Annotated in this window: 4 protein-coding genes; all 4 read left to right on the top strand. The window is 30.8% G+C overall.

Annotation, left to right across the window (positions count from 1 at the left end; translation table 11 throughout):
* Positions 1-191 precede the first annotated feature (191 nt).
* The 4 genes from Q0649_RS18180 to Q0649_RS18165 all read left to right on the top strand — a co-directional run bounded on the left by Q0649_RS18180 (position 192) and on the right by Q0649_RS18165 (position 5,631).
* A complete protein-coding gene (locus Q0649_RS18180; RefSeq protein WP_298845374.1) occupies positions 192-962 on the top strand; it encodes a glycoside hydrolase family 113 in 771 nt (256 codons plus the stop codon).
* A gap of 43 nt (positions 963-1,005) precedes the next feature.
* Positions 1,006-3,648 carry a glycoside hydrolase family 2 protein gene (locus Q0649_RS18175; RefSeq protein WP_298845372.1) on the top strand — a complete coding sequence of 881 codons (2,643 nt, stop codon included), beginning with the start codon at positions 1,006-1,008 and terminating at the stop codon, positions 3,646-3,648.
* 495 nt (positions 3,649-4,143) lie between these two features.
* Positions 4,144-4,947, top strand: coding sequence for a lipopolysaccharide assembly protein LapB (locus tag Q0649_RS18170; protein ID WP_298845369.1), 804 nt, complete (start codon positions 4,144-4,146; stop codon positions 4,945-4,947).
* A gap of 198 nt (positions 4,948-5,145) precedes the next feature.
* Entirely contained in the window at positions 5,146-5,631 is a 486-nt protein-coding gene (locus Q0649_RS18165) for a hypothetical protein (RefSeq protein WP_298845367.1), read from the top strand.
* Positions 5,632-5,863: the final 232 nt, after the last annotated feature.

Below are 5,863 nucleotides of genomic sequence, written 5' to 3'. Positions count from 1 at the left end.
TGAGTGATAGACAATTTATAAAAGGATTTACCTTTGGATGGACTGCCAAAAGGGGAGAGTATAAAACGAAGGGGACCATAAAATCTTTAAAAAAGCTTTAAGATACTGGAACAGAGTGGATTGCCCTTGCTTTTGATATAAAACAAGAAAAATTTTGCTCAACAAAAATATATTTTGACTATAACTATACGGTGACAGATGGTGAAATTGCTTTCGTTATCAATAATGCTCATGAAATGGGTATCAAAGTTTGCCTTAAGCCTGTTATTAATTTAAGTGACGATCTATGGCGTGCACGTATAAATTTCCCTGATGATGATAGTACATATTGGGATGAATGGTTTGAGTCCTATACAAACTTTATATGTCATTATGCACAGATAGCTGAAGAAACAAAATGTGAAATGTTTTGTATAGGTTGTGAGATGTCTGGTACGGAAAGAAAGACCCAGCATTGGAGGCATGTTATAGAAAAGGTACGAGGTATCTACACCGGATCAGTTACCTACAATGCAAATCATGGTAGTGAGGAAGATATAGAATGGTTTGATGCTGTTGATATAATAGGAACAAGTGCCTATTATGCTGTATCAAAAACTAATGAAGACACCGAAGAAAGTATGATAGCAAAATGGGAAGAAACAAAGGGAAAATTATATAAGGTTCATAAAAAGTTTAATAAGCAGATTCTTTTTATGGAGATTGGATGCAGAAGTGCCAGCGGATGCTCAACTATGCCCTGGGACTGTTTTACAGACCTTCCTTTTGATGAAGAGGAACAAGCTAAATACTATAGTTCTGCGATGAAAGCATATTGGGAAGAAGAATGGTTTAGTGGTTTTTTTTGGTGGGATTGGAAGCACACTCTTTATGCTCTTGAAGATGCTAAATTAGACAAAGACTTTAGTATTTACGGTAAGAAAGCTGAGGAAGTTGTTAAAGAGTGGTATAAACATAAGTAAATCTATTAATTCCAATATAATCTGTTAATTAGGGGATGAAAAGTTGAATAAAGATAAAAAACACAAATTATATGATTTATCTGGTGAGTGGGCATTAAGTGTGGAAGATACAGGTGCAGGCACTTTAGAACAATCAATGGTTATATTTAATGAAAGGAAAACTATTCCATGTAAAGTACCAGGAGATGTTCATATTGCACTAACAGATGCAGGTATTATGAAGGATCCACTTATTGATATTAATAGTGAAGAATGTAGATGGGCAGAAAAAAAAGAATTTTGGTATACCAAGACTTTTAATATCGACGAGAATTTCATTCAAGATTTCACACAGATTACCTTTGAGGGACTGGACTTAACGGCAGATATTTGGATGAATAATCAGCTTATTGGAAGTCATAACAATGCTTTTATTGGAAAAACATTTGACATCTCATCGAATATTAAGATTGGAACAAACATTTTAATAGTTAGAATAGACGATGGTGTGAGCGGCGTAAAAGATGAATCAGTTGAACTTATGGATCACTCTTGGAACAAAGCGCAGCCTCATAGAGCCTTAATGCGTAAACCTCAATTTGTATACGGCTGGGATTGGACTATTTGGCTACCTACCTGTGGAATATGGAAAGGCGTGCATATAGATAGTTATTATAATAGTTACATTAAGGATGTTTATGTTCAAACACAATTTGAGGGAGATCAAATAACAATATCAGACAAAATTAACTTAAGTATAGATATTGATATTGAACTATTAAAAAAGGATAATTATATACTTGAATGCATGGTATATGAAGACTCACGATATGATGATACAAGTAATGCTATTTTAACTAGTAGAAAGGAAATAGTAATGGATAAGCTCGCGTCCATTAATTGTAATATGAAATTTGACATAAAATCACCTAAATTATGGTGGCCAAATAAATCAGGGTTACCTTACCTATATCATATTGTTGTAGAAATTCAAGATAAAAGTGGAAATGTTATTGATAGTCTTACAAGAAACCATGGCTTAAGAACTGTATCAATTGATCAGCAGGAACTTGGTGATAATCAAAGAAGCTTTACCTTTAAAATTAATGGTACACTTATATTTGCTAAAGGTGCAAATCATGTACCAGCAGATTGTTTGATAGGCCGAATAACTGACGAAAAAAATAGACTTATACTAGAAGCTACTGCAGACGCAAACATGAATATGATTCGTGTTTGGGGTGGAGGCATTTATGAGAGTGAAGGGTTTATGGGAACCTGCGATGAACTTGGGATTATGGTATGGCATGATTTTATGTTTGCATGTGGATATTATCCAGATCATGATCCAAAATTTTATGAAGAAATACGAATTGAAGCAACGTCGGCTATAACAAGGCTAAGAAATCATGTTAGTTTAATAGGATGGTCTGGAAACAATGAAATTCAAGAAATGTATCTATCAGCAAAAGAAAACTTTAAAGATTTGCCATGGTATGGTGGACGTATTTATGAAGAGCTTTTACCAAGCCTTGTGAAGTCGCTTTGCATTGATAGAATCTATAGAGAAAGTAGCCCTTTTGGAGGACCTTCGCCATCAAGTTTTGATGAGGGCGATCAACATACATGGCATTTTACCCATCGTCCTAATTGGGAACATTATTTAGATCTTTGGCGTTTTACAGATCTTGATTATAAATTTTTAAGTGAGTTTGGCATTATAGGTGCAATGAATATAGAGTCTACGGTGAAATGTATTAAAGAGAAATCTCTTAATCCTGATTCACCTGAGTGGCTTCATCATACCAATACAACAAGTGATCATAAGTTATTAAATATGATAGTTAATAAGTATTTTGGTGATTATTCAAAATTTAGCATGCAGGAGTATATACTTAAAAGTCAGGTAGTGCAAGCAGAAATTATGCGCCATATATATGATGAACTACGTAGTCGTAAGTTTAGGTGCTCCGGTATACTGCTTTGGACACTCAGTGACTCATTTGGTGTGCATAACTGGTCTGTGATAGATTATTATCTAGGAAAGAGACCTGTGTATTATTATTTAAAAAGGTCAATGGCTCCATTTGGGTTAGCATTAAATGGATATGAAGCGCAAAATTTTGATGGAATGGCAAGTTATAAAGAATATTATAAAGGTGCAGTGTCACCTATAGAAATTACCATAATGAATGATACATTAGAAGAAAAAGATGTGCTTTTAGAATATAGAATTTTAAAAATGAATGGAAATGTATTAAAAAAGGGAGAAATGGTAAAAATGATTAAAGCAAATAGCGTGCTAGAATCTGTTAATGTGGATTTTGAAGACATTATACCAGGTTTTATACCAGAGGAAACATTTATGCATGCACAAATTAGTTGTAATGGAGAACTTTTAAATGAAAATAGGTACTTTTTTGCACCTTATAGTAAATTGAAATTAGAGAATGTTAACATTAAGTATAGTGCAAATAATATATCAAACCAAAAAGTAGAAATTTTATTACAAGCGAAATCTTTTGTTTGGATGTTACATATTTCAACGCCAGATGGAGTAATACCTAGTGATAATGATTTTGATTTAATCCCAGGAGATATAAAATGTGTTGAAATAGAAGTAGAAAATGCATTAAAATATTTCCCTATATTTAATAGTTTAAACCCAGGTATAACAGTGGAACTTGTATATAATTTAAGAAACTAATAAATATAAAGATAGTCACCATTATTTTATAAAATAAATAATGGTAACTATCTTTTAGTATAGTTACCATGTCCAGGGTAGACTCTTTCACATGGTACCTCCTAAAATAAAATTCAACTATTGTTCTAAGATATTTCCCGCTATTATGCGAAATTAAATATTGTTAGTTATTGGTAAAGTAAATGATCGAGAGCATAATATATATCCTAAATACCATATAATACAATTTGCCCACAGTTGTTAGAATATAAAATCCAGATTACCAAATAAAATTGTGGATAAATATTAAAATATGTACTAAAATCATGTCTAAGGTGTAAATTGATCCAATTTACCAATGAACAAATGGTTAGTAAACCTTAATAATAAGTTCTAGGAGTAATGCTACCGAATTTTTGAGATGAAGTTGATTTTTGGGTAAAAATGAATTGAGAGATAGCTATGCCTTAAGGGTTTCTGAGTGTGCACAATAAATATCATACGAGGTGATAAGAAATGAATTTTAAAAAAATTATGAATATTGTAGTTATAGTTTTTTCATTGTTTTTGTTTATAACGGTAAGCAAATTAATAGCTTTTCTTTTTATTATTGGATATGTAGCATATATAAATTTGGCAACAATTATTTATCTTATTGGAAACAATAAATACAAAAAAAATGAAAAGGACGAGGCTTATAAATATTTTGATAAAGCCTACAAAATGAAGGGATCTTCTGTGAAAACAAAATTGTCTTGTGTATATTTTTTGCTACTTAAAGGTGAATTAGATGAGGCAGAGAAAATACTTAAACAACTTTCAACGGAAGAGTTAAGTTCTGACAACGAAATTAATATAAAACTTAATACTTCAATTATTATGTGGAAAAGAAATAATATAGAAGAAGCTGTTAAGATACTTATGGAATTATATAAAAAATATAAAACTACTATTATATATCAAAACTTAGGATATTTTTTAATTCTCAAAAAAGATTATGCTAAAGCAATGGAGATTAATCTTGAAGCATATGATTATAATTCAACCAATGCAGGTATACTAGACAACTTAGCAATGACTTATTATATGCAGGGTGAATATGATAAGTCATTAAAGGTATATGAAAAATTAATGATAGAAAAACCCAATTTCCCTTCAGCATATTATTACTATGCTTTGACGCTGATTAAAATAAACAAAAATGAAGATGCACTTCAAAACCTAAAACAAGCGTTAAAATGTAATTTTACATTTTTGAGTACTATATCAAAAGAGAAAATTGAAGCTACTATAACTGAAAGGGAAAGTTCAAAGAAATAATATAGGTTTAGATATAAATATAGGTTTAGAGGGGTAAATAATATGGTTAATTTGAGTGGGATGAGTAAGAAAAAGAAGATTGGATATATATGGGAGTAATATAAGATACATATTATATGCATTATAGCAATTATATTTATAGTAGGATCCATTATACATAGTCAAATTACTAAAATAGATTATGTATTTAATTTAACTATGTTTGGAAATGTAGTAGATGTGAATAAGAGTAATGATTTAGAAAAGCGACTTACAAAAATTGTTGTAAAAGAGGGTGAGGAGCGAAAAGAAGCTATTATCGAAAGCATTCCACTTGACGGTTCAAGTAGTGACAATGTTTCATTATCAAGCCAATACATGCAGAAGTTTATTGCTCAGGTATCAGTTGGAGAACTTGATGTTTTAGTTTTAGACAAGGGTAAGTTTGAGTCACTTGTTAAACAAGATATATTTTTAAAATTGGATAATAGAAACCAGTTAGATTTGGCTTCTATAAAAAATGAGAAGATTGAAGCTAAGGGAAGAGATAACAACATGGCTGTGTATGCTATAAATGTGGAAAATAATAAAATATTTAAAGATATGGGATATGATACTAAAAATAAGGTAATTGCTATTGTTAGTACGAGCAAACAAAAGGAAAATTCGACTTTGGTACTTAAGTGGCTTTTAAACATAAAATAGAAGGTTTATAATTTTATATTAAAGTAAAAAGCACTAGGCTGCAAAGATTAGTGCTTTTGTTGTACCCTACAGATGTTAAAGGTGTCATATAAAGTCTAACTAATTTATGGACTTACAGTCAACTGATACTTGTGACAACTACATATAAGTATATAACGTAACTTAAGTATTTATTTATGACTTGTTGTAAAATGAAGTTGAACCAATAAAAAATCCATAGTGGATTAATTCT

Source organism: uncultured Clostridium sp., assembly GCF_937920395.1.
Taxonomy (GTDB): domain Bacteria; phylum Bacillota; class Clostridia; order Clostridiales; family Clostridiaceae; genus Clostridium_AD.
The sequence above is the reverse complement of the archived record's forward strand: the minus strand, read 5'-3'. Positions and strand labels throughout refer to the sequence as shown.